We start from the raw sequence: 25,511 nt of genomic DNA on the forward strand, positions 1-25,511 counted from the left end.
AGCGAGAGCTTCGGGGTGACCCGATAGAGCGGCGGGGCAGGCGACGACCACCGAGCCGGGTGGCCCGACCACCGAGCCGGGTGGCCCGACCGCGGAGCCGGGTGGCCCGACGGGCCGAGCCGGACGGCGCGACGGCCGAGCCGGCCTGCCTCACCTGAACGGCGATCCGCAGGGCCGGTCCCGCTCCGGAGGCTGCCTCTCAGCCGGTGAGCGGTCGGACGAAGATGGTCGTCACGCTCGACGACCGGCAGCCTGTCGTCGGGTGCGGAATGTATTTCGCGAGGGTGGAGCCGGGCACGTAGACGCGGAGCCCGTCGACGGGTGTGGGCAGGCACGTGGCGGCGGGGTAGTTCCGCGCGTCGACCATGCGGATCGGGCTGTCGGCGTGCTGGCCGGGGGCCAGCGTGATGGTGCGGACGGTGCCCGTGTCCCACGCGGCTGCGCGTCCGATCTGGGTGCCGTTGCCGTAGCCGACGTAGGACACCCCGGGATATCCCCTCGTCCAGCAGGAGCCGGCCGCGACGTTGGTGAGCCGTAGGTCGCCGACCTGGCTGCCCGCGGTGCCCTGGAGGTTGACGAGGCTGGCGCGCAGGTCGGAGTTGGCGCAGTACGGGATGGTTGCGTGTGCCTGGGCCGGGAGCGCGCTGAGCGTGACGGCTGCCAGGGCGGTGGCGCAGGCCGTCGCCACCTGTGATGTTGTCTTCATGTTCGATCGACCCCCTCGTGGTCGTGCCTGGCGGGCGATTGCTCGCCACTTCCTAGGACGTCGTGGGTCGAACGGGGGTTGGACATACCTCAGACGGCGAGGTCGCCGGCTGCGGGTCGGGGTCGGTGGTGACCACCTGTCCGGATACCTCGAATGCGGGACGTGTGGGGATGGCCCGGCGTCCCCGGCCGCCCGGCGGCGGACGTGCGTGGTGCAATTGAGATCGAGGCACGGTGCGACAGCGGACGGGAGCGGAACGGGCGATGACGAGCTGGAGTGAGCGACTTGGCACCGTCGGGGTGTGGCGAGGGGTCACCGACGTCGACCCGGCGCTCGCCAGGACCATCGAGGGGCTGGGCTACGGCACCGTCTGGCAGGGCGGTTCGCCGGGCTCGGACCTGCGCGCGGCGGAGGCGCTCCTGGACGCGACCGCGAGCATCACGGTCGCCACCGGCATCGTCAACATCTGGAAGTCCGACGCCGCGGAGCTGGCCCGCGCCTACCACCGGATCCGGGCCACCCACCCGGGTCGCCTCCTTCTCGGCATCGGCTCCGGTCATCGGGAAGCCACCCCCCAACGGACCCGGCCGCTCGAGGCGATGGCCCGCTATCTCGACGTCCTCGACGAGGCAGGCGTTCCCGTCGCGGACCGCGTGCTCTCCGCTCTCGGGCCGCGCATGCTCGCGATGGCAGCCGAACGCAGCGCCGGCACCCACCCCTACCTGTCGATCCCGGAACAGACGGCGCAGGCGCGGGCCGCGCTCGGCCCGCATGCCCTCGTCGCACCCGAGCAGACCGTCGTCCTGGATACCGACGCTGCAGCCGCCCGCCGGACGGCTCGCGCGTTCCTGCACCACTACCTCGGTCTGGCCAACTACACCGGCACCATGCAGCGTGCGGGATTCACGGCCGCCGACGTCTCCGGCACGGGCAGCGACCACCTCGTCGACCGGATCGTCGCCCACGGCGACGCCGCACACCTGGCCGATGCCGTCCGCGCCCACCTCCGAGCCGGGGCCGACCACGTATGCATCCAGGTCCAGCCCGTCGCCGCCGACGTCACTCCGGTCCTGCGCGCCGTCTCCCGCGAGCTGGGCCTGGCCACAGCCCCGGCCTGACGTCGGCCCCCGAGCCACGGCATGGATGACCGCAAGGTTCCGAGGCTGCCGCCGGGCGTCCGCGGTCATCGGCCGACGTGTCGGCCGCTCGTCGAGGCGCGGACGTCGCAGACGGCAAGAACGCCGTCGAGCCAGTCGAAGGCCCGCTGGTGGAAGACCGCACGACCGGACATCTCGCAGTGCCCGGTCACGCCGTCGGCGGCGGAGAAGGTGACGGACTCGTGCGGGGCAGCGAGGGCAGCGGCGAGCTCGCCCGCACGGCTCGCGACGTCGTCGCCTTGGGTCGTGCACACGAAGGTCGGGCACTCGATGAGCTGTTCGTGGCCCCGCAGCGTGTAGTCGGCGGTGAGGTCGACGTAGTCGAGGGGATCGTCGACGCCGTGGACGTACATGCCGCGGCGCAGCCCCCAACCGGCGGTCGGCCTGGCGAGCATCCGACGCATGATGCGGGCCAGGAGTGCCCTCGCGACGGGGGAGCCGTGGACCACCCGTCGGCGCAGCGGTCCGGGGATCCGGTCCAGGGTCGCCGCTCTCAGATCGTAGGGTCCGGAGTCGGAGATGCAGGCGGCCAGGCGGTGCTCCGCCGTCGCGGCGCGTGGCGCGAGGTAGCCACCGAAGCTCCAGCCCATCAACGCGACTCGTGAGGTGTCGACGCCCGGGAGGGTGGGCGCGAGATCCAGGACCGGGGTGATGACGGCCTCCCAGTCCGGGCGCATCGGCAGCCGTTGCTCGGTGAGCACCGACCCCTGGCCGGGGCCGTCGAAGACGAGGACGTGGTAGCCGCGCCCCAGTGCGGCCGCCGCGTTGGCGAAGTACAGCTCCTCGGCGGTCCCGTCGTAGCCGTTCGTCACGACGAGCAGCGGCCGAGGTCGATCGTCGGTCACGGGATCGACGGTCGGGAAGAAGTACCCGGGAAGGTGGGTGTCGGCATACGGGATCCGCACCGGCGTCGGGGGTACGTCGAACAGGTCTGCGGCGCAACGGAAGGCGTGCGCCTGCCGGCGGATGCTCTCGGCGAAGCGGGGATCCGGGCCGATGAGGAACAGCCCGGCCGTCCGGTGGTAGTTCGAGGCTCGCAGCCAGGCGCCGCGGGCGCTCACGCGGTGCCCGTCGGCCAGGCTCTGGACGGCGATGCGCTCCAGGCGATCGGCGGTGGCGAGCCACTCGTCGTACCACTGGGTCGCGTCGACGCGGGTGATCCGTCGAGCCGTCTCAAGACACTCGCCGAGCTCCGCGCCGCCCTGTGCGGCATAGGCGACCGTGCGCGTCAGCTGGGCATCGAACAGCTCGTCCGCGAAGTGCAGGGTGCGGGTCATGGACAGAGCCTCCGTCCGGAAGGGGTCGCTCGGGGACCGGGAAGGTGGTGACGGTGTCGTCGGTTCACGCGGTTCATGACGTCTGCTCCGGGTCTGGTTGAGGGTCTCGGCAACGCCATGGACGCTAGGGAGCCCACCTCTCAAACGCCTCACACGGACGCGCGGGATCCCCCGTGCGTCCGGCCCGGCACACCGGATGTGAGCCGTCCGTGAGGTGGACGACCGACCATGGCACGGCCGCATCCCAGGAAGGCGTGACCCGATGACGATGGCCCCTGTCCGACCCTCCGGCGACGACGATGTCGTCGTCGTGACGGCCTTCTTCGCCGATGCCCGCGCTGCGCGCGGTGCCGAGGCGGGGTTGGGCGACCTGTCCGCCGACGGTGCCCTCGACGTCCTCGACGGGGCCGTATGCGACTGGTCGGGTCCCCCCGCGGCACCGCGATGGCGCCCGGTGGAGAACCTCGTGCGGCTGTCCCCGTTGCCCGCCTCCGTGTGGACCGACCTCGCCGACCATCTCGTCGAGGGCGGGCGCCGGGGCCGGGTGCCCCTGCCGGACGGCGCGGCCCTGCATCCCGGTGGGTATCTCCTCGTCGTGTTCCTCGCGGACGGGTCGGCGCCGGCCGGGCTGTGCTGTCGCTGGGGACCGACGACGCGGTGGGCGGCGGTCCCGCCCGTGAGCTACCTCAGCCTGCTGGACGGCGGACGGGCATAGCTCACTCGCCGTGCGCAGGGTGCGAGCAGCCCGGGACGCGCACGCTAGTCGCGGGTCGTGCCGATGCGCCGGGACAGCTGGAGGTCCTCCCAGCCCGTGAGCTCGCGGATGGCCTGACGGCTGGCCGAGAGGTGCGGCCAGGAGGTCCCGGCGCGCATCGCCTGCTGTCGAGCCTGTGCCAGCAGGCGGGTTCCGCGATCGAGGTCGCCGGCCAGGACGGCGAGGACGCCGGAGTGCTCGAGGACGCTCGCGGTCGGCAGCGATCCCATCCGGCGCTGGAAGCCGTCGACCTGCCCCATGAGGTGCTCGCCCGTCGCGACGTCCTTGGTGAGGATGGCGCAGACGACGCCGATGAGGCCGGCGAGCCACGCGCCGTACAGGCTGCCCAGGCGCAGGGCCCGGTCGAGCAGCTCACCGGCGCGGGGCGCCACCGCTCGCGGCCCGTCCACGAGGGTGGCGCCCCGGGTGGTCAGCAGGTCCGCATACAGCCGTGCCCGCTCGTCCCCGCTCCTCGCGAGATCCGCCAGGACGTCGTCGACGAACTCCAGCCCGGTCCCCTCGTGGAGAAGGGTGATCCAGCGGACCGACACGAGCATCTGGAGGTACAGGCCGCGGTCGTCCAGATCCGTGCACCGCAGCGCCTCGCGCACGAGCGGCTCGGCGAGGTCGGACCGGCCCGTGAAGGAATGCACGCTGGCCAGCCCCAGCTGCGCCAGGGCCCGGTCCAGGGGAGCGGCGTCCGTCTGCTGGACGGCGAGGGTCATCCAGCGGCGCGCCTCGATCATCCGGTTGCGGAAGTACCAGTAGATCCCCGTCGTCGCCATGATGCGGACCCCGAGCGGATCCGGATCGGTGAGGAGGGTCTGGTGGAGGACGGCCGTCACCGTGTCGTGGTTGTCGGCCACCCTGAAGATCCACGGACCGGTGTCCGCGACGTCGGCGACGGGTCGATCGGCCATCAGGCCGGCGACGAATCCGGCCCGCCGGTCGCGGGCGGCCGCGGATCCCTCGCTGGACTCCAGCGCCCGCTCGGCGTGAGCGCGGACGGTCACCAGCTGGCGGTATCGAGTGGGCCGGTCGGGTCCGTCGGGCCGGACGACGTCGAGCAGGGAGCGATGGACCAGCTGGGAGACGAGGCGGGGGACCGCCGCGGGTGGGACGCCGTCGTCCCCGACGACGGCCGTGGCGGCGTCGATGGTGAAGACGCCGGGCAGGACCGACAGGCGGGAGTGGGCGATCCTCTCCTCCGCGGTGAGCAGTCGGACGCTCCAGTCGATGGAGCGCTCGATGGTGTCGTGGTGGTCCGGTCGGTCGGCTCCGACCCGCGACAGGTCCGCGAGGCCCTCGGTGATCTGGGTGAGGATCTCCTCGGGTCCGAAGCTGCGGATCCGCGACGCCGCGAGCTCGATGCCCAGGGGGAGGCCGTCGAGGGCCGCGCAGATGGCCTCGACGACAGGGTCGTCCTCGGCGAGGTCGAGCTGCGGCTCCAGGCTCTGGGCGCGGAGGTGGAAGAGCCGGGCCGCGGGTGTCGGTCCCGCCTCCGGCCCGCCCTCGCCGAGGGTGTCCCGGGTCGGCAGGGGCGCGAGGCTCCACAGCACCTCGCCCGCGATGCCGAGAGGCTCCCGGCTCGTCGCGAGGATCCGGCTCTCGCCGGCGACGCCGAGCAGCTCCACCGCGAGCGTCGCGAGGTCGGGCAGCAGATGCTCGCAGTTGTCGAGGACGAGCAGGATCCGCCGGTCATGCAGGTGGCCGCGCAGCATCCCGAGCGCGTCTCCCGTCACCGACGCCGCCACGCCGAGGGCGGAGGCGATGGCATACACCGCCTCGGCCGGGCTCTCGACGGGGGTGAGGTCCACCAGCCACACGCCGTCCGGTGAGGCCTCCCCGGCGGCTCGAGCCGTCTCGATGGCGAGCCGCGTCTTGCCGCAGCCGCCGGCTCCGACGACCGTGACGAGGCGATGTCGACCGAGCACCCGGGCCAGCCGGCTCACCTCCTCCTCCCGGCCGACGAGAGGCGTCAGCGTGACGGGCAGGTGCATCGACACCGGCTCGGCGCGCCTCGACGGTTCGTCGACCGCCCGTGGGGCCTCCGGTCGGGGTCCGAGGGCGGGATCCTGGCTGAGGATGCCCTGGTGCAGCTCACGCAGCAGCGGCCCCGGCTCCATCCCGAGCTCGTCCAGCAGGAGCCGCCGCACCTGGCCGAACGTGGCGAGGGCCTCCTGTGTCCGGCCGGCCCGGTAGCGGGCGAGCATGAGCAGCATCCAGGTCCGCTCCCGCAGCGGCGAGGAAGCGGTCATCTCCTCGAGGAGGACCATCGCACGGTCGGCCAGACCCGCCTTCAACAGGGCGTCGGCGTACTGCTCCTGCACCTGGGCGTGGAGCTCGGTGAGGCCCGCGACGCTCGCGGCCGCCCACTCCAGATCCGCGATCGCCTCGAACGGCCGACCGCGCCACAGCGCGAGAGCCGTGGCATACCGCTCCACCGCGCGCTCCGTGTCACCGGCGGCGAGCAGGGCGTCCCCCTGCTCGGCGACCTGGGCGAACCGCAGGGAGTCCGCCCGCTCGCGGTCCACGACGAGGCGGTAGCCACCCCTGTCGTTGACGAGCACGGTCCACGGGGTCCCGCGTCGATGGTCGGGTTCCAGCACACCGCGCAAGCGCCAGATCAACGACTCCAGCGGGCCGGCCACCTCGCTGGCCGCGCGATCCCCCCACCCCACCGCCACGAGGTCGTCCCGGGAGACCCGGCTGTTGGCATGGGCCAGCAGGGCCGAGAGGATACGTGCCGGCTTGGGGCCCCCGACCGGCGTGGATCCGACGACCCTGCCCTGCGCCTCGACGTCGATGGCGAGCGGACCCAGATCTCGCAACCGAAGGACCGTGCGCGAGGACGCGGCGCCCTCCCTCTCGGCTCGGCTGCCCACGGCCGAATCGTAGTCACGGAGCGTCGAAGAGCTCAGCGAGGCCGAGCCGAAGTGCCGACACGTCGGTGTCGACGGCGACGACGTCGAGCGGCGGGAGGAGGGGTTCCAGGGACCGGCTCCCGGAGAAGGCGCCGGCCAGGATGCCGTGCCGGCGCGCCGCGGCGGCGACCGCGCTGATGGCGGCGGCGACCTCGGGGTCGGCCACCGTGGGGCGGCCGAGCGAGAGGGACAGGTCGTAGGGACCGACGAAGACACCGTCGATCCCGGCGCAGCCGGCGATCTCCTCGACGGCCGCGAGGCCCTCTCGAGTCTCCACCATGGGCAGCAGCAGCGGCCGTGCGGGGCCTCCGACGAGCGCACTGCGCGAGGCGCCGGTGCTGCGGCGGCCCTCGGGCGGCACGCGGCAGGCGGCGACGAGCGCTGCCGCCTCACTGCCCGAGCCGACCCCGGGGACGATGACGCCGGCCACCCCGGTGTCGAGGACGCGAGCCAGGTGGGCCGGGTCGCCACTGGCCGTCCGCGCGAGGACCGGGACGCGGCAGACTCGCAGCAGACCGGGGAGGTCCGACACCTCGAGCGCGCCGTGCTGGAGGTCGACACCGATCCAGCCGATCCCCTCGGTGACCACCGCGCCCGCGGTGAGCACCGCCTCGACGACATCGGCCGTGAGGACGGTGAGCCACAGGCCCCGCAGCGGGCCGGAGTCCGCGGATGCCGCGGCTCGCAGGGTCTCGGCGCTGTCGCTCATAGGTCTCCGTTCATCGGCCGACATCGGGTGGGGACGCGTCAGGCAAGGATCTCGCCGCCTTGGACGACGGCGACCCGTGCGTCCTCCCGCCAGAGGACCGACGGCTCCTCGAACGGATCTGCCTGCAAGAGCATGAAGTCCGCGACACAACCTACCGCCACCCGGCCGAGGTCAGGGCGCCCCAGGATCGCCGCGTTGCGGGAGGTCGCCGAGCGCAGGGTCTCCAGGACGCCGAGCGCCTCGGCCTGCAGGCGCAGACCAAGAAGCTGGTCGTCCTCGAGTGGACCCATGAGATCGGTGCCGAAGCCGACGGTGACCCCGGCCCGATGAGCCAGTTCGAGCGAGGTGAGGCCCGCTTCGAGGACCTCGAGGTTCTTGTCCCGCGAGACCCGAGGCATACCCAGACCGGCACCACGCCGCGCCATCGCGTCGTAGGCGATCAGGGTCGGGACCAGCGCCGCTCCGCGCTCGCCCATGAAGACGGCCGTCGGCTCGTCGAGCAGGTTGCCGTGCTCCACGGACCGGACACCGTTCTCGACGGAGTGACGAATCGCTTCGGGGGAGTAGGCATGGGCGGCGACGTAGCTGCCACGTCGTGCTGCCTCGTCGGACACCGCCGCGATCTCCTCCGCGGAATACTGGGCGACGCGGAGGGGATCGGCGGGCGAGACGACACCTCCGGACGTGAGCAGCTTGATGGCGTGGGCGCCCTGCCGGAACCGGTCACGGACGGCGACGCGCAGGGCGTCGACTCCGTCGACCACCTCTGCGGTATGCCCGGTGGGACAACACATGTCCCAGTCCGGGTGCCGTCCGTCCCCGTGCCCGCCGGTCTGGGACAGGGCCGGGCCGGTGAACAGATAGCGCGGCGAGGGGAGCAGCCCCTCACCGATCGCCCGCGCGAGCCCACCGTCACCCCCGGCGACGTCGCGGACGGTCGTGAACCCGCGCCGCAGCGCCCGCCGGAGCCGGGGCGCCGCGGCGAGCGCCGTGTAGCTCAGCCGCGGCGCCTCGAGATCGACGAGCCCGAGGCTGTGGCCGTAGGCGTGGAAATGGGCGTCGACGAGGCCGGGAACGAGAGTGCCGCCCCGGCCGTCGATGACCGGACCGTCGACGGCCCGGCCGTCGTGCGCCTCGGCCGATCCGACCGCGGCGACGCGTCCGCCTCGGACGAGGACCGGGCCGTCGAGCAGGTCGCTGCTGATGCCGTCGAACACCGTGACGTTCGTGACGAGCAGATCACCCGTCATGGCCGCTCCGGGTCCGTCGCAGCGTCGCCGTGGCGGCGGAATCGATCGCGAAGGTCGTCGGATCGACGACGACGCCGTAGTCCCGGGCGGCCGCCGCCACGCTGACGAACTCGTTGCGGACGTCGCGGGCGACGAGGGCGGGGTCACGGTCGAAGGGATGACCCCACCCGCCACCGCCTCCCGTGTTGTTGACGAGGACGTCTCCCGTCGCGAGGTGGTTGTAGCTGGGCCCCTTGACGACCTCGTCAGGTCGGCCCGGGTTGATGATCACGTGGTTGTTGTCGGCTTCGCGGCCCTCGCCGATCCCCCACGGCCGGGTCCGCGTCTTGTAGGTCATGCAGATCCCGGTCGACGGCGCGGTGAACCGGTAGGCCCGCCCGACGCCCACGCCACCGCGGTGCGCGCCGGCACCGGCGGAGTCCTGTCGGTAGCCGTAGTGCTCGATGAACATGGCGGACTTGGTCTCGAGCACCTCGACGGGATTGTTGCGGCAGCCGGGCTCCGACATGTGCATGATGCCGTCCTCGCCGTCGCCGCCGGCGTGACCGCCGAAGCCGACCGCCTCGTTCGTCGCCTCCAGCCACTGCTCCCCGGTGCGCGGGTTGATCCCGAGGCCCATCATGCTGCAGACGTCGCCGCCGGAGCTCGCGGGAACCCGGTCCGGCATCCCTTGGGCGAGGGCCTTGAGGACGACGTCGGTGGCGAGCAGTCCGGTCCACAGCGTGAAGGTCGCCATCGGGGGCACCGCATGCATGACCGAGCCGGGTTCGGTGACGACGCGCAGCGGCCGGAAGTTGCCCGCGACGACCGGGGTGTCCGGGGTGGTGAGGGACTTGAACACCAGACACGACAGTGCTTCGGTCAGACCACGGGGGACGTTGATGGGCCCCTTGACGCCGGTGTCGCTGCCGGTCCAGTCGACGACGAACTCCTCGTCGGTGATGGTGACCGCACACTGCATACGCACGAGCTGACCGATGTCGACCCCGTCCTCGTCGACGAAGTCGTGGGCCGTCCAGGTGCCCTTCGGAAGGTCCCGGAGGGCGAGCCGGGCGAGCCGTTCACCGTGGTCGTTGATGGCGGCCATGGCGTCGACGACGGCGTCGGTGCCGTACTTCTCGGCGATCTCCTGGATGCGACGAACGCCGGTGACGCATGCGGAGACCTGGGCATGGATGTCGCCGATCGTGCGCTCCGGAAGCCGGCTGTTGAACCGGATGAGGTTGAAGATGTCGGCGTTCTCCCGGCCGCGGCGGTACAGCTTGGTCGCCGGGAAGAAGATGCCCTCCTGGTACATGTCCGTGGAGTCCAGGACGTAGCCGGGGTCCTTCTGCTTGAGGTCCAGCACGTGGATGCGACAGGCCGTGAAGCCGATGAGCCGGCCGCCGTGGTGGATCGGCGCGAGCACGAGGGGGTCGAGGGTGTGGGCCGAGGACCAGTAGGGGTAGTTGAGGATCAGCACATCCCCGGGCTCGAAGGTCTCGCGGCCGAGGAACTCGACAGCCTTCTTGATGCCGTAGTCGTTGGCCCGCGTGAAGATCGCGATGCCGGGCGCGTCGGCGACGATGTTCCCGTCGGCGTCGTGGATGCCGAGACCGTAGTCGTGGATCTCGTAGACGACGGTGTTGTATGCCGTGCGGCACAGGCTGCGGGACATCTCCTCGGCGGCCGCCAGCATGCCGAACCGGATGATCTCGGTGGTGATGGGGTCGGTCATGGTGATCACTCCTGGGCTGCGACGTGGATGATGAGCTCGCCGTGGGCGCCGACCTCGCCTCGGTCACCTCGGTGGAGCACGGTGGTGGCGGTGTGCTCGGCGATGACGGCGGGTCCGTCGATGTGGTCCCCCGGCGCGAGGGACTCCCGTATGTGGAGGGGGTACGGAACGGCCGGCCGGTCGGAGCTGACGTACACCGACCGGGTGGACCGTGCCACGAGCGGGTCGCCCGGTCGTCTGCCGGACCCCTCGGGGACGGTGGGCTTGTCGACGGTGCCGATCGCCTGCACCCGCGTCGTCGTGACCTCGACCGGATCGGGCATGACATGGCCGTACTGGGCCTCGTGGACACGTGCGAACTCGGCCGCGATGCGTTCCCGAGGGTTCTCGGCATCGGGATACGGGATCGTGACCGAGTGCTCCTGCCCGAGGTAGCGGACGTCGAGCAGCCGCCTGTGGGTCTGGTCGGGCGGTGCGAAGCCCTCGGACTCCAGATGCGCCCTCGCCTCGGCCTCCATGGCGCTGAAGACGCTCTCGGCATGGTCCGCGGTGAGGTCGTCGAGCGGCATGACTCGCGTGCGGGCGACGTCGTGCTGGACGTCGGCCATCAGCATGCCGAACGCGCAGAAGGCGCCCTGGCCCGGTGGGACGACGACGCGGCCGATCCCGAGCTCCCTCGCCACCTCCACGGCGACCAATCCGCCGGCACCGCCCAACGACAGCAGGGCGAAGTCCTTGGGGTCTCGGCCGAGGTCGACGGTGATGGCTCGGACGGCACCGACGATCTTGGTCGTCGAGATCCGCACGATGCCCCGAGCCAGCTCGGGGACCGGAAGACCGAGGGATGCGGCGAGCGGTGCAAGCGCGGCGGCGGCGAGCTCTGCGTCGAGGGCGAGGGTCCCGCCGAGGGCCGCGTCCGAGCCGAGGTACCCGAGCACCAGCGCAGCATCGGTGAAGGTCGGATCGGTGCCCCCGCGGCCGTACGACGCCGGCCCCGGCGCGGCGCCCGCGCTCTGTGGTCCCACCTGGAGGACGCCGGCCGCGTCGAGCCAGGCGATCGACCCGCCCCCGGACCCGATGGTGTGGATGTAGAGCGAGGGCATGTTGATCGGCATCTGCTCGAACTCCGCGCCCTGGTAGAGGACCGACTCGTGGTCGAGGATCAGCGAGGCGTCGAGGCTCGTGCCTCCCATGTCGATCGTGATGAGGTTCGGCTCGTCGACGAGGCGGGAGAAGGTCGCCGCGCCGACGACGCCGCCGGCGGGCCCGGAGAGGACCAGCGAGACCGGCATCTCGCGCGCGGCCGCCGCGGTCATCGCGCCGCCGCCGGAGCGAGTCATGAGGAACCGTCCGTCGAACCCGCCGTCGGACAGCTCCGACTCGAGCCGGTGGAGGTAGGTGGCGACGATGGGCTTGATGTAGGCGTCGATGACGGCAGTGCTCGTCCGCTCGTACTCGCGGTACTCCCGCGACAGCTCGTGCGACAGGGTGACGGCCACCTCGGGCGCCAGACGGGTGAGGACCTCGCGCATCCGCAGCTCGTGGCTGGGGTTGGCATACGCGTGGAGGAAGGCGACGGCGACCGCCTCGTACCCGCGGTCGGCGACCAGCCGGGCCACCCGCTCGGCGTCGGCCACGTCGAAGGGCTCGTGGACGGAGCCGTCGAAGAGGCTGCGTTCCCGGACCTCGAAGGTGTCGCAGCGCTCGAGCAGGGGCGTGGGCTTCCGGTAGGTGATGTCGTAGTTCACGGTGCGGTCGGTCCGGCCGAGCAGGTAGACGTCGCGGAACCCTGCTGTCGCGATGACGGCCGTCCGGGCACCGGTCCGGGTGAGCAGCGCATTGAGCCCGAGCGTCGTGCCGTGGGTGAACAGCTGGACGTCGGCGGGGCTGGCGCCCACCTTGGCGAAGGCGTCGAGGACGCCGCGCGTCGGGTCGGAAGGAGTCGTCGGGACCTTGTCGAACAGGATCCTTCCCGTGTCGGGGTCAAGACGGACGACGTCGGTGAACGTGCCCCCGACGTCGACGGCGAGGCGGGTGGTGACCATGAGCGGTTCTCCCTTGGCGGTGGTGGACGAGTGATCTGGTGGGCGGTCGTGGAGGGCAGTTCGGGCGGGCCCCGCGTCGGCGGTGCGAGGGTGTCCGGTGCCGTCCTCGTCGGCTCGACGGGTCCCGCCGGACTCTCACGAGGGACACCATGGCGGTGGTGCCCTCGTCGTGTGGATGGGCAGATCGCATACCGGCCTGGAGGTCCGGGGTCGTTCCGCACATCGTGCCCTCCCGAGGGGGAGACCTAGCGTGGCCGCCAACGTCGTTCCGCTCAGGAAGGAACCATCGAATGCGACGCATCGCCTCAGAGGACCTGGACCACCTCACGCTCGGCGCCACGCTCCTCGGGACCGGGGGTGGAGGTGACCCGTTCATCGCCAAGCTCATGGTCGAGCAGGCCATCGAGGACTTCGGCCCCATCGACGTCGCGACGCTGGACGAGCTCGACGACGACGCGCTCGTCGCGACGGTCGCCGTCCTCGGAGCACCGACCGTCATCATCGAGAAGATCCCCTCGGGCAGCGAGTTCACCGACGCGGTGCGGGCCCTGTCCTCCTACATGGGACGGAAGATCCAGGCGATCATGCCCGTCGAGGTCGGGGGGATGAACACGCTCATCCCGTTGGCGGTCGCCACCGAGCTCGGAGTGCCCTGCCTCGACGCCGACGGGATGCGTCGTGCCTTCCCCCAGATCGAGATGACGAGCTTCACCCTCGCCGGCCTCAGCTCCTCGCCCATGAGCCTGGCCGACGAGAAGGGCAACAAGATCGCCTTCGAGACGGTCAGCAACCAGATGGGGGAGAGGCTCGTGCGCGGGTCGGCGATGATGCTCGGCCTCGCCAACGCGGTCTCGCTCTACCCCATGACGGTCGCCCAGGCCAAGGACGCCGCGGTGTGGGGGTCGATGCGGTACTGCAGCGAGCTCGGCGGTCACCTGAGGGCCGTGCAGCGTCAGGAGCCGGATGCGTGGGACCGGCTGCTGGCCTTCACCGGGGGGCGGATCGCGTTCGAGGGCAAGATCATCGACCTCGACCGGCGCACCACGACGGGCTTCGCGCGCGGCACGGTGACCATCGAGGACTTCGCCGACCCGACCCGGACGATGCGGATCGAGATCCAGAACGAGCTGCTCCTCGCCATCGAGGACGGTCGGCCGGTGGTCACTCCTCCCGACCTCATCTGCATGCTCGACCATGAGACGGCCGAGCCCATCACGACCGAGACCCTCGCCTACGGCCAGCGGGTCCGGATCCTCGCTCTCCCGTGCGCCCCCGAGCTCAAGCGCGGGGACTGGCTCGACGTGGTCGGTCCCTCGGCATTCGGCTACGACGTCGACTACGTCTCCCTGGAAGGTTGATCATGAGCTACAAGATCGGAATCGACGTCGGTGGCACCAACACGGACGCCGTCATCGTCGACAGCCGCGGCGAGGTGGTCGCCGCGACGAAGTCCGCCACGACACCCGACCCGTTCGACGGCATCCGCGAGTCCCTCGCCAAGGTCATCGCCCAGGTCGACAAGGCCCAGGTGACCCAGGCGATGCTCGGCACCACGCATCCGGCGAACGCCATCATCCAGCGTCGGGATCTGCAGCGGGTCGGCGTCATCCGGCTCGCCGCGCCCGCATCCATGGGCGTGCGACCGGGTGTCGCGTGGCCGAAGGACCTGCTCGGCGCGATCGTCGGGCCGATCGACATCGTGGGCGGCGGCAACGAGTTCGACGGCTCGGAGATCGCTCCCCTCGACGAGGAGGCCGTGCGCCGGTTCGCCGAGAAGTGCGCGGGGCAGGTGGCGGCGATCGCGGTCTCCGCACCGTTCTCGCCCGCCACCTTCGACCACGAGGAGCGGGCCGCCCGGATCTTCGCCGAGGAGCTCGGACCGGACGTCGCGGTGTCGATGAGTCATCGGGTCGGGGCGCTCGGGCTCCTGGAGCGTGAGAACGCCACGATCCTCAACGCCTCACTGCTCGGCGTGGCCCGCAACGTCGTCGAGGGGTTCCACGCGGCACTGCTGGGCAACGGGCTCGACGTGGAGTCCTTCATCACGCAGAACGACGGGACCCTGCTGTCGGCCGAGGAGGCCGTCCGGTTCCCCGTCCTCACCCTCGGCTCCGGACCGACGAACTCGATGCGCGGAGCCTGCTCCCTCGCCGGTCTCCCCGACGCGCTGGTCGTCGACGTCGGTGGCACGTCGGCCGACGTCGGAATCCTCGTCGACGGATTCCCCCGTGAGTCGACGGCGGCCATCGAGGTGGGCGGGGTCCGGACGAACTTCCGGATGCCCGACCTCATCTCGATCGGCCTCGGCGGCGGGTCCGTCGTCCACGACGGGACGGAGGGCGTCACCGTGGGCCCGGACTCGGTCGGCTACAAGGTCGTCACCGAGGCGCTCGTATGCGGTGGAAGCACCCTGACGCTGTCCGACGTCTCCGTCCGCTCCGGCCGGCTCACCGGCTTCGGCGACCCCGGGCTCGTGGAGTCGATACCGGAGGAGACGGTCACGGCTGCGCTCTCCTGGGTGGACGAGCAGATCCGGATCATGGCGGACCGGATGAAGGCCAGCCGCCACGAGCTCCCGCTCATCGCGGTCGGCGGTGGCTCGCACCTCGTCCCGGACGCCGTTCCCGGCGTCACCGAGGTCGTGCGGCCCAACCACCACGCGGTCGCCAACGCCTACGGAGCGGCCATCGCCGAGGCCTCCGGGAGCATCGACCGGGTGTTCCGGTTCGGCGAGCGCGGGCGCGAGGCATGCCTGGAGGAGGCGCGCAGCCTCGCCTCGGAGGCCGCCATCCGCTCCGGCGCCGACCCCAACAAGGTCCGTATCACGTCCGTCCACGAGGTCCCCTTGTCCTACGTCCCGGGCCAGGCCTGTCGCGTGCAGGTGAAGGCCGCCGGCCCCCTCGCGTCATGAGCCGCGACGCACGGGCCGTGTGGCTCGCATACAACGAGGCGGAGAACTCCTCGGACTACCCGGCGATGATGGCGCTCATTGCACCCGACCTCGCGGTGACCGTCAACGGGCGTCCCGCCGTGTCCTCCGCCGAGGACGACGAGCGCGCCATGCGCGCGCTCAAGCAGGCCTACCCCGACTACCGGCGTGACGTCGAGGAGGTGATCGGTGCCGGTGACCGGGCCGTCGCCCGGTGGCGGATGATCGGCTCGCCGGCGTCACCGGACCTCGCGCCGCTCGACGTCCCCGGCTGCTCGGTCGTCCGGACGGTCGGCGAGGTGATGGTCGAGGCCTACCTCTACCACGACGGGGCCGCGTTGGACGCCGTCCTCGAGGCGGCCGGAGCCACCTCGTGACCGCCTTCGTCGCCGACTGTCACAACGACCTCCTGCTCGCGGTCCGCCATCAGCGGGAGCGCGGGATCGAGGACCCCTTCGGAGAGCTGTGGCTGCCGCAGCTGCGTGCCGGTGGCGTCCGGCTCCAGGTCCTGCCGGTATGCACCGAGGACCAGTTCGTCGGAGAGGGTGCCCTGCGCCGCAGCCTCCTGCTCATCGAGGAGGCCCGGAACCTCGCAGCGGTCCACTCCGACAGCGTCGCCATCGTCGAGACCGGCGCCGGGCTGCGGGAGGTCCTCGCCTCCGGACGGATCGCCCTCGTGCTGGCCATCGAGGGAGCCGAACCCATCGGGAACTCGCTGGAGCTCGTCGACGTCATGGCGCGGGCCGGCATCCGCATGTGCTCGCTGTCCTGGAACCGGCGCACCATGATGGCCGACGGCATCGCCGAACGCGACACCGGCGGCCGGCTCACGCAGCTCGGCGTCGACGCCGTGCGGCGGATGGAGGACATCGGCGTCCTCGTCGACGTGTCGCACCTGTCCGAGGCCGGGTTCTTCCATCTGGCCGACGTGGCGACGAGACCGTTCATCGCCTCACACTCCTCGTGTCGCGCGGTCCACGACCACCCGCGCAACCTCACCGACGACCAGCTGCGCGTCGTCTGCGACACCGGAGGCTTCGTGGCGCTCAACGCCTTCGGGCCCTTCCTCGCCGAGACCTGCCCCACGGTGCACCACTACGTCGACCACATCGAGCACGCGGTCTCGGTCGTCGGGCCGGACCGCGTGGGTCTCGGGACCGACTTCATCGTCGACGTGCAGGACATCGTCGACACCCCGTTCACCGGTGTGCTCGTGGACTGGCGGGACATCCCGCAGACCCGGGACCTGCAGCGACCGGCCGACTTCGTCGGGCTCGCCGGGTGCCTTCGCGAGCGGGTCGGCGGCGAGCTCGCGGAGAGGATCCTGGGTGCCAACCTCGCCGACTTCCTCGGCGGACACCTCGCCTGAGGAGATACTGAGCGCGTGCCGAACCTGTGGGACGCCGCATACCAGGTGCGGGTCCGCAACGTCCTGGCGCTCCACCGTCTCGCCGGTGCGACGCGACTCGGTGGCCGAGGCAGCGAGGACCGGCTGGTGTCCCGGGTCCGGTTCGCTCCCGCCGGACGCCATCCCCATGGCGACTACGCCCAGACCGCCGTCATCCTCGACGGCGGGCGCCTCGACAAGGACACCTACCTCGTCGACCTCACCCTCCGCTGGATGAGCGAGGCAGGGGCGCCCCTGCTCATCGTCGTCTCACCCGCGCACGAGATCGGCCTGTCTGCACGGCGGTTGGCCGACAAGCTGTCGACGGCCCTCGTGGTGACCGACGACTACCTCCTCGAGCTGGCCGACGACATCCGGGAGGTCGTCGAGGCGCCGCTGCGCCTCCTCGCCACGACCGTCGTCGACGCGGTCGACCGGTTCGGGCGGATCAGCCCGAACCAGGGGGTTCCCGAGCTCCTGGGGATCGTGGACGACACTCTCGCCGCCAGTGCCTCGCTCATCGGGCTCGAAGGCGAGGTCGTCGCCGGGCCACCGCTCGACCCCCCGATCGCACGGCGGGACCGCGTCACCGTCCCCGTCCGGACGCGGATCGAGAGCGTCGTCCGGCTCGTGCAGCCTGTCACGCTCGCCCGCGGCGAACGCCCGACCTTCTGGCTGGTGCTGTCCCGGGAGGCGCCGACACCTGCCTGGGAGGAAGCCGCCTCCCGACTCGTCCAGCTCGCCGCGAGCTACATCGGGACCCGGCTGATGTCGAATCGGCTGGAGCAGGAACGCGATGCCCGGGTCCGGCTCGGTGCCCTCAACGGCATCATCGCCCTGACCGATCGCCCGAGCGCCTCGCTGACCCAGCAGATCGGCACGCTGGGCTGGAAGACCGACGGCTGGTGCAGCGCCATCCACATGAGGGTTGCGGGGCAGGCGGACTCGCTCCGGGTCCTCGCACTCACCGACCCCCTGTCACGCGCGCTGTCGGGCACCATCGACGGGCCCCTCGTCGAGCGGCCCGACGGCTGGACATCGTGGCTCGCCGAAGCCGCCGAGCCGTTGCCGGCCTCGTTCGGGCAGCTCGTCGTCGCCATCCGGCGGGCCGTCCAGGACTTCGTCGCCGACCGGGACGGACTGCGCGTCTACGTCGGGATCGGGCGTCCGTATGCCGGCACCTTGGGCCTGCGACGGAGCCTCGCCGAGGCGCAGGAGGCCGCCACCATCGCCCAGGCGAGCGGGCTGCGGACCGCGGTCCAGCACATCGACGAGCTGGGGGTCCAGCGCATCCTCGTCGGCTGGTACACCTCGGAGGAGTTCGGCGACGTCGCCCGCACCCTCCTGCGGCCCGTCACCGAGGTCGACAAGGACGAGGACCTCCTGCGCACTCTCGAGGTCTACCTCGACAACGAGTCCTCTCCGACGGCCACCGCCGACATCATGGGGCTGCATCGGAACACGGTCATCAAGCGGATCGCCCGGGTGCGGCACGTCGTGGCCGTCGACCTCGACGACCCCGACCAGCGGCTCGCGGTGCAGCTGGCCTGTCGCGTCGTCAACCTGGCGCGCTAGCACTTCGCCACGACCCGCGGGCTGGCGCGACGCTCAGCATCGCCTTGGACGCACGCTCCTGATCCCCGCACCGCTGTGGGCGATTCGCAGCCTTTTTCGGCTCTGTCGTGGGCAAAGTGCATCTTCTCGCGGGTGTCGCCGTCGCCATACGGTCATCCCACATCGCAGGGAGCAACCCGAACAGGAGCACCACATGACCATCCGCACGCGGTCCCTGGCAGCCGCCACCGCGACGCTGTCAGCCCTGACCATGGTCAGTGCCTGCGCTGTCACCCAGAAGGCGGACAGCGCCACGACGACCGGCGAGACCCAGATCGCCTTCCTCACCGCAAGCTCCGCCAACACCTGGCTCACCGCGTCCCTGAAGGCGATGAACGAGGACGCGGCGAAGCAGAACGTGAAGATCACCGTCTTCGACGCCAAGTTCCAGCCCGGCACCGCGTCCAAGCAGATCGAGGACGTCATCGCCGCGAAGAAGTACAAGGGCATCGTGCTGGCCACCGTGGACGGGTCGGCGGCCATCCCCGCCGTCCAGGACGCGTTGGACGCTGGGCTCAAGGTCGTCGTCCTCAACCAGGTCGTCGGCACCAAGCTCGACACCGCGGACCCACAGGTCGCGGGCATCAGCGCCTCCGTCCTCGCTCCACCTCAGGCGACCGGCGAGCGACTCGGGAAGCTCACCGTCAAGGCCTGTGCCGAGACCAAGCCCTGCGACGTGGTCTACATGTACGGCACCAAGGGAACGCCGTTCGACGACGCCGTCCGCAAGGGGTTCGACGCCCAGATCGCCGGTGACGGTGCGATCAAGGTCGTCGCCGATGCCGAGGGCGGCTTCCTCGGCACCGACCAACCCCGCAAGGCCACCCAGGACGTCATCCAGGCACACCCGAGCTTCGACGTCCTCGTGGGGTCCGGCGACCAGCAGATCCGTGGCGCACTGCTCGCGTTGACCGATGCCGGCAAGACGAAGGTCAAGGTGATCGGCGTCGGTGGATCGGAGCCGGCCATCGCCGGCGTCAAGGACGGCACCTGGTGGGGAGACGTCGCGGGCGCCCCGGTCACGGAGGGCCACGCCGCGTTCGCCGCCATGATGGACGCCGTCAAGAACGGCAAGGACGAGGGCGGCGTCGACGTCACCGACCAGCTCGTCGACAACGGCCTCATCACCAAGGCCAACGTCGACAAGTTCACCGCGCAGTGGCCGGGCTGAGCCGACATGACCGCGCCTGCCATCTCCCTGCGAGGGATCTCCAAGTCGTTCGACGGCGTCCAGGCCCTCGTCGACGTCAGCGTCGACATCATGCCGGGCACGATCCACGCCCTCGTCGGTGAGAACGGCGCCGGCAAGTCGACCTTGGGCAAGATCCTGGCCGGTGTCTACCACGCCGACGAGGGCCAGGTCCTGCTCGCCGGTGCCCCGGTCACCCTGGCCGGCCCTCGCGAGGCCCTCGTCCACGGAATCACCATCGTGGCCCAGGAGATCGCCCTCGTCGGCACCCGTTCGGTCCTCGAGAACGTGTACCTCGGCTCGGAGTCGCATACCGGCCCGTTCGTCCGGACCCGGACCCTGCGCCGGCGGTATGCCGAGCTCGTCGCCGAGACGGGCATCGACGTCGACGCCGACACCCTGGTCGACCAGCTGTCCATCGCCGACCAGCAGAAGGTGGAGATCCTCCGCGCGCTCGCCCGGAACGCCGACGTCATCGTCATGGACGAGCCCACGGCCCGGCTGGCGACTCACGAGGCCGCGACGCTCATGACGATCTTCCGGGGACTACGCGACCAGGGTCGGACGATCGTCTTCGTCTCGCACTTCCTCGAGGAGGTTTTCTCGGTCAGCGACCACGTCACGGTCCTCCGCGACGGGCGGAAGGTGGCGGATGCCCTGGCCGCCGACCTCACTCCGACCGAGCTCATCACGATGATGGTCGGCCGTTCGCTCGACGCGGTGTTCCCCGACAAGCGGGCCTCGGCGGACTCGGGCGACGCCGTCCTCCAGGTGAGAGGCCTCACCCGACCGCAGACCTTCGAGGACATCAGCTTCGACGTGTTCCCCGGAGAGATCGTCGTCGTCACCGGGCTCGTCGGGTCGGGACGGAGCGAGGTCGTGCGCTCCGTCTACGGGCTCCTCCCGCACGACGGCGGCGAGGTGTTCTTCGACGGTCGCTCGGTGCGCCACGCCCACCCGCGACAGGCCATCGCCCACGGAATGGCCCTCATCCCCGAGTCACGCAAGGCGGAGGGGCTGTTCCTCGGGTTCCCTGTCGCGGGGAACATCGCCCTGCCCCATCTGCGCCGCTTCACGCGGTGGGGCATCGTCGACGGCTCCTCCCTTCGACGGGCCGCCGCCGAGAAGATGGCGGCGGTGGGGGTCAAGGCAGCCTCACCGGGCGTCGCAGCAGGCCTGCTCTCGGGTGGCAACCAGCAGAAGATCCTCTTCGCCCGTGCCTTCATGAGCGATCTGAGGCTCCTCATCGCCGACGAGCCCACCCGGGGCGTCGACGTCGGCGCCAAACGGCAGATCTACGAGCTGCTCGCCGAGCTCGCCGCGCGCGGCACGGGCGTCCTCGTCGTCTCCTCCGAGATGGAGGAGGTCATCGGGCTGGCCCACCGCGTCATCGTCATGCGACGAGGCCGCATCGCCGGCCAGCTCGCCGGCGACGCCATCACAGAGAACGCCATCGCCCACCTCGCCTTCGGGCAGGACGCGACCGTAGGAACGGACCACTCATGACCATCACCGACGACACCGCGACGACCCCGTCCACCGATCGACCCGCTCGCAGCACCGCGTGGGGCAACACGCTGGGACGCTTCGGCATCCTGGTCGCCGTCGTCGCCCTGTTCATCATCCTGTCGCTGACCACGCCCGGGTTCTTCAGCGGGCTGAACCTGCGCAACCTCCTCGACCAGCAGGCGCCCATCCTCATCGCGGCCGCCCCGCTGACCCTCGTCCTCATCGCGGGACAGTTCGACGTCAGCCTGTCCGCGGTCTACATCACCGCGCCCCTCGTCGGCCTGCAGGTCGAGTCGCATACCGGGTCGATCGCCCTCGCTGTCCTCGCAGGTCTCGTGGCCGGCCTGGCCGCCGGAGCGTTCAACGCGCTGCTCGTCGTCATCTGCCGCATCAACTCGTTCATCAGCACGCTGGCCGCCTCGTACATCATCGCGGGCATCGGGTACCTCGTCAGCGACCAGGCGATCCTCACCCCGTCCTCGCCCGGCTTCCGTGGGTTCGCCGCGACGCGCGTCCTCGGCCTGTCGACGGCCACCCTCATGGCCGTCGTCGTCATCGCCGTCTGCTGGGTGCTGCTCGCCCTGACCCGTTACGGGCGCTACGTCTACGCGACGGGCGCCAACGCCGAGGCGGCCAAGGTGTCCGGTGTCCGAACCCGCTGGATCGTCGCGTCCACCTTCCTGCTCACCGGGGCCGCCGCCGGCTTCGCAGGGATGGTCAACGCCTCCCAGAGCATGAGCGCCCAGGCGACCGACGACTTCAGCTTCGTCTTCGCCGCGCTGGCCGCGGTCGTCGTCGGCGGCACGTCCATCGCCGGAGGCGCCGGCGCCGTCTGGCGGACCGTCGCCGGTGCGCTGTTCATCGCCATGATGAACAACGGCTTCAACCTCAACCAGGTCGACCCCATCTACCAGCGCATCATCCTCGGGCTCGTCATCCTCGGCGCCGTCGGGATCGACGCCCTGACCAGGTCCCGCAATGCCACCTGACGCCTCCGGCCGCCGACGGCGGAGCCACCCCCGACAGAGCCACCGACAACGCGAAGGAGACAGCACCATGGGTCGACGGATCCTGTGGATCAACCCCGTCATGAGCGACGCCTACGACGAGGTGATCGGCGCGTCGCTGCGCGCCGAGGCGAGGCTGGACACCCGACTCGACGTCGCGTCCCTGCACGGCGAGGGGCCCGTCCATCTCGAGTACAACGCATACGAGCTCACCGCGGCCAGGCCGACGCTGGAGACGGTCCTGTGGGCCGAGCAGGAGGGCTACGACGCCACCGTCATCGGGTGCTTCTACGACCCGTTCGTCCGAGCGGCCAAGGAGCTCACGACCCGCATGCCGGTCACCGCCCCCGCCGAGGCGAGCATCCGGCTGGCCCAGTCGGTCGGCGAGCGGTTCTCGATCCTCGTCGGGCGCGACAAGTGGATCCCCGAGATGGAGGAGAACGTCCACCGCTACGGTGCCGAGCGGTCCCTGGCCTCGTTCCGGGTCCTCGGTATGGGGGTCAACGACTTCCAGGTCGATCCCCAGTACACCGAGAGTCGCATCCGCGCGGAGGCCGAGTCCGCTGTCGCCACGGACCGCGCGGACGTCGTCATCCTCGGGTGCACCATCGAGTTCGGCTTCTACAGGAGGCTCCAGGCCGAGATCGGCGTGCCCATCATCGACGCGACCGTGGCCCCGCTGCTGTGGGCCGAGCTGCTGGCCGACGCCGCCGTTCACCAGAGCTGGGTCCACTCCTCCCGGTTGGGTTACGGCACACCGGAACCCGCCGAGCTCGCCTTCGTCCTGCAGCCCGTCAAGCCCCAGCTCTCCGGAGACCCGCGATGAGCGCGACGACCGACACCGTCCTCTACTTCGAGGAGCTGGGAGGCCCCGAGAAGCTCCGGATCGGGCCGTGGCCCCGTCGCCCGCTCCGTCCCGGGGAGGTGCGGCTGCGCGTTCAGGCCTTCGCGCTCAACCGGGCGGACCTCATGTACCTCAACGGCGAGCACTACACGATCCCGGACCTCCCGACCCGCATCGGCTCCGAGGCCGTCGGAACGGTCATCGAGGTGGCGCCGGGCGTGACCGGGGTCGCTCTCGGCGACCGGGTCAGCACCATGCCGTTCTTCACCCCCGACGGCGTCCAGGGCGACGTGGCCGTCGTGCCCGCGGACTATCTCGCGCCTGCCGACGATCGTCTCGGCGACGCCCAGGCATGCTCGGTGTGGATGCAGTACCTGACTCCGTACCTGGCGTTCGTCGAGGTATGCCGGCTCCGGCCCGGTGACGCCGTCCTCGTCACCGCGGCCACGAGCACCGCCGGTCTCGGGGCCGTGGAGATCGCGCGGTCGCTCGGTCTCTCGACGATCGCGACGACCCGATCGCCGGGCAAGGCGGACCTGCTGCGCGAGGCGGGCGCCACGGCCGTGGCCGTCGCTGGCACGGACGATCTCGGACGTGTCATCGCGGAGGCGACAGGTGGCCGAGGGGTGGATGCGGCGTTCGACCCCATCGGTGGCCGGTCGCTCGCCGACTATGTCGACCACCTGGCCCAGGGGGCGGTCGTCCTCGGTTACGGCACGCTCTCCGACGAGCAGCCCGAGATCCCGGTCGCCGCGATGTGCCGAGCGCGGGCGGTGTTCCATCCCTACTCGATGTTCAACCACATCGACGATCCCCGGCAGCGCCGCGGCGCAGTGCGCTTCATCTCCGACCGGATCACGACGGGCGAGCTGACGCCACGGGTGGACCGCGTCTTCCCGTTCGAGGAGACGGTCGAGGCGTACCGCTACATGCAGTCGAACCAGCAGGCCGGAAAGATCGTCGTCACCGTCCCGTGACCGAGCCCCACCCCGTGGAAGGACGAGAGGCCATGACCGGCGACGGTTCCGGACCCAGTGCGGTGGCGACCGCCTGGCTGGAGCGCATCCGCACCGAGGTCGGCCGGGTCGTCGATCCCCACGACGACGGCGTCATCACCACCGACGACCACGGTGATGACGCCGTCTCCACGGTCCGCTTCGCGACCACCGACGAGGTCCCGGAGGTCCACGGCGCCTTCAGCCGCTTCTCGGCTCGGCTCGGGGAGGTCGTCGCCGACGGCGACACCCTCCACGTCGGCCTCGGCGACCTGATGGCCGGCCCTCCGGGCCGGCCCGTCGAGCAGGCTCGCACCGTCGCCGCCCGAGCCGGCCGGCACCTGCCCGCGGACGGGTGCCGGGTCGGCATACCCGCCGAATGTGAGCCTGTCGCAGCGGCCCTGATCGACGGGCTCCGGTCCGGATGCACCACGCCGGGCCGGACCCGGCTGCTCGTCGACGGCCGGTATGCCGAGGCCGCCCGGACCGGCCGACGCCAGGCGGACACGGCCCGCCTCGCGGCGACCCTCACCAGCGCCCCGCCGAACGTGCTGACGCCGAAGGCCTGCGCCGGGATCGCCGAGGACATCGCGCAGCGAGCCGGGCTGGACTGCGAGATCTTCGGGCCGGACGAGGTCTCGAGGCGCGGGTTCGGAGGGCTCGCGGCGATCGGGGCGGGGTCCGCGCACGGTCCTCATCTCGTGCGCCTCACCTACCGTCCGGAGCGTGCCGAGGCATGCATCGCCTTGGTCGGCAAGGGCATCACGTTCGGCAGCGGCGGACTGTCGCTCAAGCCACCAGGTGCGATGCAGACCATGCGGATGGACATGGCCGGCGCAGCGGCAATCCTCGCCGTCATGGCGGCGCTGGCCGTGCAGGGTTGCAGCGCAACGGTGCACGCCATCCTGCCCTTCGCGGAGAACCTCCCAGGGGCCGGCGCCGCACGCCCAGGTGACATCGTCACTGCCTGGAACGGGATACAGATCCAGCTGTTGGACACCGATTTCGAGGGTCGAGTCGTCCTCGCCGACGGCCTCGCCCTAGCCTCCTCCCTGCATCCGGATCTCGTCGTCGACCTCGCCACCCTGACGAATGCGGCAGTGGTCGCGCTCGGCCCCGAGGTCGCGGCGGTCATCGGGCGCGACCAAGGCGCCGTCGACGCCTTCCTCGCGGCGGCCGCCGAAGCGGGAGAGCCCATGTGGCAGCTGCCCTGGGCCGAGCGATACCTGGATCAGGTCCGAACCCCGTTCGGCGTCCGCAACCACCCGCTGGCCGACACCGGCCGCGCGCTGACGGCAGCCCTCTTCCTCGGCGAGTTCGTGCCTGCCGACCTCCCGTGGGTGCACTGTGACCTCGCCGGGCCGGCTTGGCGTGGGACGGCGAGCGAGGAGGGCGGCACCGGCTTCGCCACGAGAACCCTCCTCACCCTCCTCCGCGACCAGGGGTGACCTTCCACATGAACCAGGAGGTCCCTTCGCGTCGCGTCCACACCCGCGAA

The 25,511-nt window shown here is 71.2% G+C and carries 20 protein-coding genes; 13 read left to right on the forward strand and 7 right to left on the reverse strand.

What is annotated here, in order from left to right:
- Nucleotides 1-199: 199 nt before the first annotated feature.
- The gene (locus BN12_RS00550; protein ID WP_083454292.1) at nt 200-706 is read right to left on the reverse strand and encodes a DUF4232 domain-containing protein; all 507 of its coding nucleotides are present in this window, start codon (nt 704-706) and stop codon (nt 200-202) included.
- Nucleotides 707-969: 263 nt separating this feature from the next.
- Between BN12_RS00550 and BN12_RS00555 the strand changes: the two genes are divergently transcribed.
- Nucleotides 970-1,824 (forward strand): TIGR03620 family F420-dependent LLM class oxidoreductase, encoded by an 855-nt coding sequence (locus tag BN12_RS00555; protein ID WP_048549579.1) that lies wholly within the window; start codon nt 970-972, stop codon nt 1,822-1,824.
- A 65-nt stretch (nt 1,825-1,889) separates the two neighbouring features.
- On the opposite strand, the gene BN12_RS00560 is transcribed toward BN12_RS00555, so the two are convergent.
- Nucleotides 1,890-3,140, reverse strand: coding sequence for an alpha/beta hydrolase family protein (locus tag BN12_RS00560; protein WP_048549580.1), 1,251 nt, complete (start codon nt 3,138-3,140; stop codon nt 1,890-1,892).
- A gap of 262 nt (nt 3,141-3,402) precedes the next feature.
- Here BN12_RS00560 and BN12_RS00565 point away from each other — a divergent pair, with 262 nt between their 5' ends.
- On the forward strand, nt 3,403-3,855 hold the full coding sequence (locus tag BN12_RS00565; RefSeq protein ID WP_048549581.1) for a hypothetical protein: 453 nt from the start codon (nt 3,403-3,405) through the stop codon (nt 3,853-3,855).
- Nucleotides 3,856-3,899: 44 nt separating this feature from the next.
- Here the strand turns inward: BN12_RS00565 and BN12_RS00570 are convergent, their stop codons facing one another.
- The 5 genes from BN12_RS00570 to BN12_RS00590 are packed head-to-tail and all read right to left on the reverse strand — an operon-like array spanning nt 3,900 to nt 12,539.
- A complete protein-coding gene (locus BN12_RS00570) occupies nt 3,900-6,779 on the reverse strand; it encodes an AfsR/SARP family transcriptional regulator (protein ID WP_048549582.1) in 2,880 nt (959 codons plus the stop codon).
- Between the two features lie 13 nt (nt 6,780-6,792).
- The gene (locus tag BN12_RS00575) at nt 6,793-7,527 is read right to left on the reverse strand and encodes an HpcH/HpaI aldolase family protein (RefSeq protein ID WP_048549583.1); all 735 of its coding nucleotides are present in this window, start codon (nt 7,525-7,527) and stop codon (nt 6,793-6,795) included.
- Between the two features lie 38 nt (nt 7,528-7,565).
- Entirely contained in the window at nt 7,566-8,777 is a 1,212-nt protein-coding gene (locus tag BN12_RS00580; RefSeq protein WP_048549584.1) for a metal-dependent hydrolase family protein, read from the reverse strand.
- Nucleotides 8,767-10,494, reverse strand: coding sequence for a hydantoinase B/oxoprolinase family protein (locus tag BN12_RS00585; RefSeq protein WP_048555845.1), 1,728 nt, complete (start codon nt 10,492-10,494; stop codon nt 8,767-8,769). The genes BN12_RS00580 and BN12_RS00585 overlap by 11 nt, the downstream gene beginning before the upstream one ends.
- A 5-nt stretch (nt 10,495-10,499) precedes the next feature.
- The gene (locus BN12_RS00590; protein ID WP_048549585.1) at nt 10,500-12,539 is read right to left on the reverse strand and encodes a hydantoinase/oxoprolinase family protein; all 2,040 of its coding nucleotides are present in this window, start codon (nt 12,537-12,539) and stop codon (nt 10,500-10,502) included.
- A 290-nt stretch (nt 12,540-12,829) separates the two neighbouring features.
- Between BN12_RS00590 and BN12_RS00595 the strand changes: the two genes are divergently transcribed.
- The 11 genes from BN12_RS00595 (at nt 12,830) to BN12_RS00645 (ending at nt 25,461) form a co-directional block, all read left to right on the forward strand.
- Nucleotides 12,830-13,897: a DUF917 domain-containing protein gene (locus tag BN12_RS00595; RefSeq protein WP_048549586.1), complete on the forward strand. Its 1,068-nt coding sequence runs from the start codon at nt 12,830-12,832 to the stop codon at nt 13,895-13,897.
- Nucleotides 13,898-13,899: 2 nt separating this feature from the next.
- The gene (locus BN12_RS00600) at nt 13,900-15,450 is read left to right on the forward strand and encodes a hydantoinase/oxoprolinase N-terminal domain-containing protein (protein WP_048549587.1); all 1,551 of its coding nucleotides are present in this window, start codon (nt 13,900-13,902) and stop codon (nt 15,448-15,450) included.
- A complete protein-coding gene (locus tag BN12_RS00605) occupies nt 15,447-15,845 on the forward strand; it encodes a nuclear transport factor 2 family protein (RefSeq protein WP_048549588.1) in 399 nt (132 codons plus the stop codon). The genes BN12_RS00600 and BN12_RS00605 overlap by 4 nt, the downstream gene beginning before the upstream one ends.
- Nucleotides 15,842-16,837: a dipeptidase gene (locus BN12_RS00610; protein ID WP_048549589.1), complete on the forward strand. Its 996-nt coding sequence runs from the start codon at nt 15,842-15,844 to the stop codon at nt 16,835-16,837. The genes BN12_RS00605 and BN12_RS00610 overlap by 4 nt, the downstream gene beginning before the upstream one ends.
- Before the next feature lie 15 nt (nt 16,838-16,852).
- A complete protein-coding gene (locus tag BN12_RS00615; protein WP_048549590.1) occupies nt 16,853-18,430 on the forward strand; it encodes a PucR family transcriptional regulator in 1,578 nt (525 codons plus the stop codon).
- Between the two features lie 193 nt (nt 18,431-18,623).
- A complete protein-coding gene (locus BN12_RS00620; protein WP_053079914.1) occupies nt 18,624-19,640 on the forward strand; it encodes a sugar ABC transporter substrate-binding protein in 1,017 nt (338 codons plus the stop codon).
- Between the two features lie 6 nt (nt 19,641-19,646).
- Nucleotides 19,647-21,164: a sugar ABC transporter ATP-binding protein gene (locus tag BN12_RS00625; RefSeq protein ID WP_048549591.1), complete on the forward strand. Its 1,518-nt coding sequence runs from the start codon at nt 19,647-19,649 to the stop codon at nt 21,162-21,164.
- Nucleotides 21,161-22,156, forward strand: coding sequence for an ABC transporter permease (locus BN12_RS00630; RefSeq protein WP_083454296.1), 996 nt, complete (start codon nt 21,161-21,163; stop codon nt 22,154-22,156). The genes BN12_RS00625 and BN12_RS00630 overlap by 4 nt, the downstream gene beginning before the upstream one ends.
- Before the next feature lie 67 nt (nt 22,157-22,223).
- Nucleotides 22,224-23,000 carry an aspartate/glutamate racemase family protein gene (locus BN12_RS00635; RefSeq protein WP_048549592.1) on the forward strand — a complete coding sequence of 259 codons (777 nt, stop codon included), beginning with the start codon at nt 22,224-22,226 and terminating at the stop codon, nt 22,998-23,000.
- Entirely contained in the window at nt 22,997-23,995 is a 999-nt protein-coding gene (locus tag BN12_RS00640) for a zinc-dependent alcohol dehydrogenase family protein (RefSeq protein ID WP_048549593.1), read from the forward strand. Before BN12_RS00635 ends, BN12_RS00640 begins: the two co-directional genes overlap by 4 nt.
- Nucleotides 23,996-24,027: 32 nt before the next feature.
- On the forward strand, nt 24,028-25,461 hold the full coding sequence (locus tag BN12_RS00645; protein WP_048549594.1) for a leucyl aminopeptidase family protein: 1,434 nt from the start codon (nt 24,028-24,030) through the stop codon (nt 25,459-25,461).
- Nucleotides 25,462-25,511: the final 50 nt, after the last annotated feature.

Origin of the sequence: Nostocoides japonicum T1-X7, from assembly GCF_001046855.1 — a bacterium.
In the GTDB taxonomy this organism is placed as follows: Bacteria; Actinomycetota; Actinomycetes; order Actinomycetales; family Dermatophilaceae; genus Nostocoides; species Nostocoides japonicum.

Bases quoted from the DNA above. Each gene is read 5' to 3' on its own strand.
- BN12_RS00550 (WP_083454292.1), bottom strand. From the start codon at position 706: ATGAAGACAACATCACAGGTGGCGACGGCCTGCGCCACCGCCCTGGCA.
- BN12_RS00555 (WP_048549579.1), top strand. From the start codon at position 970: ATGACGAGCTGGAGTGAGCGACTTGGCACCGTCGGGGTGTGGCGAGGG.
- BN12_RS00560 (WP_048549580.1), bottom strand. From the start codon at position 3,140: ATGACCCGCACCCTGCACTTCGCGGACGAGCTGTTCGATGCCCAGCTG.
- BN12_RS00565 (WP_048549581.1), top strand. From the start codon at position 3,403: ATGACGATGGCCCCTGTCCGACCCTCCGGCGACGACGATGTCGTCGTC.
- BN12_RS00575 (WP_048549583.1), bottom strand. From the start codon at position 7,527: ATGAGCGACAGCGCCGAGACCCTGCGAGCCGCGGCATCCGCGGACTCC.
- BN12_RS00580 (WP_048549584.1), bottom strand. From the start codon at position 8,777: ATGACGGGTGATCTGCTCGTCACGAACGTCACGGTGTTCGACGGCATC.
- BN12_RS00585 (WP_048555845.1), bottom strand. From the start codon at position 10,494: ATGACCGACCCCATCACCACCGAGATCATCCGGTTCGGCATGCTGGCG.
- BN12_RS00590 (WP_048549585.1), bottom strand. From the start codon at position 12,539: ATGGTCACCACCCGCCTCGCCGTCGACGTCGGGGGCACGTTCACCGAC.
- BN12_RS00595 (WP_048549586.1), top strand. From the start codon at position 12,830: ATGCGACGCATCGCCTCAGAGGACCTGGACCACCTCACGCTCGGCGCC.
- BN12_RS00600 (WP_048549587.1), top strand. From the start codon at position 13,900: ATGAGCTACAAGATCGGAATCGACGTCGGTGGCACCAACACGGACGCC.
- BN12_RS00605 (WP_048549588.1), top strand. From the start codon at position 15,447: ATGAGCCGCGACGCACGGGCCGTGTGGCTCGCATACAACGAGGCGGAG.
- BN12_RS00620 (WP_053079914.1), top strand. From the start codon at position 18,624: ATGACCATCCGCACGCGGTCCCTGGCAGCCGCCACCGCGACGCTGTCA.
- BN12_RS00625 (WP_048549591.1), top strand. From the start codon at position 19,647: ATGACCGCGCCTGCCATCTCCCTGCGAGGGATCTCCAAGTCGTTCGAC.
- BN12_RS00630 (WP_083454296.1), top strand. From the start codon at position 21,161: ATGACCATCACCGACGACACCGCGACGACCCCGTCCACCGATCGACCC.
- BN12_RS00635 (WP_048549592.1), top strand. From the start codon at position 22,224: ATGGGTCGACGGATCCTGTGGATCAACCCCGTCATGAGCGACGCCTAC.
- BN12_RS00640 (WP_048549593.1), top strand. From the start codon at position 22,997: ATGAGCGCGACGACCGACACCGTCCTCTACTTCGAGGAGCTGGGAGGC.
- BN12_RS00645 (WP_048549594.1), top strand. From the start codon at position 24,028: ATGACCGGCGACGGTTCCGGACCCAGTGCGGTGGCGACCGCCTGGCTG.